Raw genomic sequence first — 3,999 nt, forward strand, 5'->3', positions numbered from 1 at the left:
AGATGTGTATAAGAGACAGCTCCGGTATTCTTCGGCTCGGCGCTCACCAACTTCGGTGTAGAGCCGTTCCTGCAGGAGTTCTTGCAGCTTACCACATCGCCCTTGGCGCGTGAAGCGGGCGGTGAGATGATCGCTCCCGATTCCGATTTCTTCTCCGCGTTCGTCTTTAAGATCCAGGCAAACATGAATAAGGCGCATCGCGACCGCGTGGCGTTCATGCGCATCTGCTCCGGAAAGTTCGACAAGAACATGGAGGTCTACCATGTGCAGGGCGACAGAAAGATGAAGCTCTCTCAGCCGCAGCAGATCATGGCGCAGGAGCGCGAGATCGTAGAGGAAGCCTATGCGGGCGATATCATCGGCGTGTTCGATCCGGGTATGTTCTCGATCGGCGATACCATTGTTTCGCCGGGACAGAAATTCCAGTTCAAAGGGATCCCGACCTTTGCACCGGAGCACTTTGCTCTGGTACGCCAGAAGGATACCATGAAGCGCAAGCAGTTCGTCAAAGGTATGAACCAGATAGCGCAGGAGGGCGCTATACAGATCTTCCACGAGCCCGAATCCGGTATGGAAGAAGTCATCGTCGGCGTTGTCGGCGTACTGCAGTTCGACGTGCTGAAATACCGCCTCGAGAACGAATACAACGTCGATATCATCATGGAGAACACACCGTATCAGTTCATCCGCTGGATCACCTCCGAGGTCGATTATAAGGCATTGGATCTGGCTTCGGATACCAAGGTCGTAGCGGATTTCCGCGATAACAAGCTGCTGCTGTTCCGCTCGGAATGGAGCATCGACTGGGCGCTGGAGCATAATAAGGGCTTGACGCTGCAGGATTTCGGTAACGCGGAGTAAAAGATTAATTAATATGCGCATGGAATGATTCGTTGTTCCATGCGTTTTTTCTTGAATAATCTTTCTATAAATCATAAAAAAACTATTGCGATTAAAATGTGGTTATGCTATACTGAAATTGCCAACAATTACAAGTAAATAATGAACCATTCTTTGATTAATAGGTTAGTTTTTTGGGAATAGTGTTTTTGTCTTTATGATAAAAACACTACGCTCTGTTTCAACTATTCCTAATTAAACTAACTTTGATCAGGATTACTTGTAATTGTTTGGCGACATTTCAGAGCTGTGTGTTTTTTATGCGTAGCTCTGTGTGTATGTAGGAGCTACGCATTTTTTGTTTAATTAGGGGTGATTTTCATGAAAAAGGCATTATCAATCGTATTATCAATTATTCTTTTATTGTCGGTTGTTCCTGTCGTTACGATCGGCGTAAGTGCGGCTGAGGACGAAGTGCTCGAAATCAGAACCATCGCTGATCTATATAGTATCAATAACAACATGAGCGGCAACTATAGGCTGATGAATGATATCGACATGACCGAAGATACAGCGGTCGGCGGAGACTGGGACTTTATGGGCAACGGTTGGGAACCGCTCGGCAGCGATGGTATCTATGGGAATATTCCGTTTATGGGAACCTTTGACGGAAACGGTCACAAGATAATTGGTATGAGAATCAACCGCAATACAACACCGAGCGGCGCAGGTACGATCTATCTGGGCTTATTCGCCAAAAACGAAGGTACTATCCAAAACCTCGGTATCGATGAAACAAGTATTGTCGCAGAAGGAGATTACTCAAGCGGTATTTGCGCTTTTAACAGTGGCACGGTATTAAATTGCTATAATAAAGCCGCTGTATCTTCATCAACATATTATTCTTATTCGGGCGGTATTTGCGGTTATAACAGCGGCAATATATCGAATTGTTACAATGAAGCGGATATTTCAGCAAAGTATTATTCGGGTGGCATATGCGGTTACTCCAAAAGTGGCGAGTTCAAAAATTGTTACAACACTGGCATTATAGCAACTGATTCTCATATGAATACACCTTATTCAGGAGGTATATGCGGAAGCACTGAAAGCGGAAATATTATAGATTGTTACAACATTGGAGATATAACATCAACTATAGAGTATTCGAAGAGTTCCACTACTGCTTATTCCTCTGATATGACTTTCATATCATATTGTATGCTGGGGGTATCTGTGGATCAAATAAAAGCAGTGTAAATAACAGTTATAACAAAGGGAATATTGTTGCAGAAACAACACAATCTATTAAGATGGCACTAAAGAATGAAAACTTGAGTGCTTATTCTCATTCTTTTTGTGGTGGTATTTGTGGATCTTCTAGTATGGATATCAGCAACTGTTATAACACAGGAGAATTATCATCAAAAGTCAGTTCATATGCTGAGAATTCTTACAGGGATTCAACATATCACGCTAAGGAAGCGATGGCTTCTGCTAATTCATTCGGTTATAGCTATGCAGGTGGCATTTGTGGCAATCAGACAAACGTAGCTATCAGCAATTGCTATAATACAGCTAATGTTATATTCTCAGCTAACGCAACAGCAAAGTATTTTTCATGGGGTTCTGCTAGTCCCCCTCGTTACTATTATTCAGAGAACTATAGAAGCTACGATGGAAAAACAGAAACGTTTTGTGGCGGCATCGTGGGAGAATCCAACGGAGAAATAAACGGTTGTTATAATGTCGGCAAAGCAAACTACGGAATACAGGAAACAGGCACAGGAAGTATATCCAATTGCTATTACCTCAGCTCAGCCGGTTCTTCCAATACAGGCGCAAAAGCTTTGACCTCTGCACAACTTCAACTGGAAATGTGTATGCCGAAATTTGATTTTGAAAACACATGGGTGATCGACAATGCTACAGAGTATCAATATCCGCAGCTGATCAACAACAGACAGGAAATCTTGCCTCCACACTTGCTAGGCGATGTAGACGGCGATGGTGAAGTCAGCATTATTGACACCACTTGTATTCAGAGAAGTCTTGTGGATATACCGATCGATCCTTATAATAAATCGACTGCTGATGTAGACAACGACGGTGTTGTGACGATCCTTGACGCAACTTGGATTCAAAGATACTTAATAGGCTCGGAATATCCTGCGGGCATCGGTGAGCCTATTTCATAGGAAAAATCAGTTAACCTGTTCTTTCCTAATAATGTTTTTTTGAGGGCAGATACAGAGAAAAAACATCTAAATCGGTTGAGATTGCCACAGCTCATTGATGAGCCTCGCAATGACTTTTTATAGACAGGCAAAACAGAACCACCTTGTGAATACAATTTCATGAGGTGGTTTTTTGTTTGGATTCTTATCGTATATCAGCCAATACATCTTTCTGTTCATTCTGCATATCGCGCACAGTGAGAGCTTTCCGAAGCCGTTGAAAAAGGCGGAGGAGCAGCATTATCTGGAGCTCGCCGCAAAGGGAGATATCGGCGCGCGGAATATCCTTGTCGAGCATAATCTGCGCCTTGTCGCGCACATCATCAAGAAGTATTATCAAAACTACGGCGGTCAGGATGACTTGGTATCGATCGGTACGATCGGTCTGATCAAGGCGATCAACACCTTCAATATCGACAAGAACATCAAGCTGTCAAGCTACGCCTCCCGCTGTATTGAGAACGAGATCCTGATGTTCTTCCGCAACAACCGCAAATCGGCGCAGGATGTATCCCTGAACGATACGATCGATACCGACAAGGACGGTAATCCGCTGACGCTGATGGACATTATGGCGTCGGATATGGATGTAGCCGAGGATGTAGACACCAAGCTCCATCTGGAGGTGTTGAGCCGCTATATCGACGAGGTGTTAACGCCCAGAGAAAAAGAAGTCATCATCAAGCGGTACGGGATCGGCGGTGTGAAGATACAGACACAGCGGGAGTTGGCGAAGAAACTGAACATCTCACGTTCCTATATCTCACGCATCGAGAAAAAGGCGTTGGAAAAGCTGAGGAGCCGATATGAGCAGGGGTAAGGTTGAGATCAACACATAACGAGCGATAAATCTTGACTATATCGGATTTTAAAGTATAATGAAATCAGTGCTTTCATATACATCTGTCTCTTATACACATCT

General features: G+C 44.0%; 3 protein-coding genes and 1 pseudogene. All 4 read left to right on the forward strand.

Features of this window, described 5'->3' with window-relative positions; all coding sequences use genetic code 11:
- Nucleotides 1–18 precede the first annotated feature (18 nt).
- A pseudogene (locus KQI83_RS06365) lies at nt 19–861 on the forward strand (EF-Tu/IF-2/RF-3 family GTPase); the annotation flags it as partial.
- Nucleotides 862–1,221: 360 nt separating this feature from the next.
- Nucleotides 1,222–2,100, forward strand: a complete 879-nt coding sequence (locus KQI83_RS06370; protein ID WP_216555716.1) for a GLUG motif-containing protein — start codon at nt 1,222–1,224, stop codon at nt 2,098–2,100.
- Between the two features lie 125 nt (nt 2,101–2,225).
- Complete coding sequence (locus KQI83_RS06375; protein ID WP_216555719.1) at nt 2,226–3,038, forward strand: dockerin type I repeat-containing protein; 813 nt, start codon at nt 2,226–2,228, stop codon at nt 3,036–3,038.
- 172 nt (nt 3,039–3,210) lie between these two features.
- The gene (gene sigK / locus KQI83_RS06380; RefSeq protein ID WP_201427805.1) at nt 3,211–3,897 is read left to right on the forward strand and encodes an RNA polymerase sporulation sigma factor SigK; all 687 of its coding nucleotides are present in this window, start codon (nt 3,211–3,213) and stop codon (nt 3,895–3,897) included.
- The last annotated feature ends 102 nt before the right edge of the window (nt 3,898–3,999 follow it).

Source organism: Roseburia sp. MSJ-14 (genome assembly GCF_018918225.1).
Classification (GTDB): domain Bacteria; phylum Bacillota; class Clostridia; order Lachnospirales; family Lachnospiraceae; genus Petralouisia.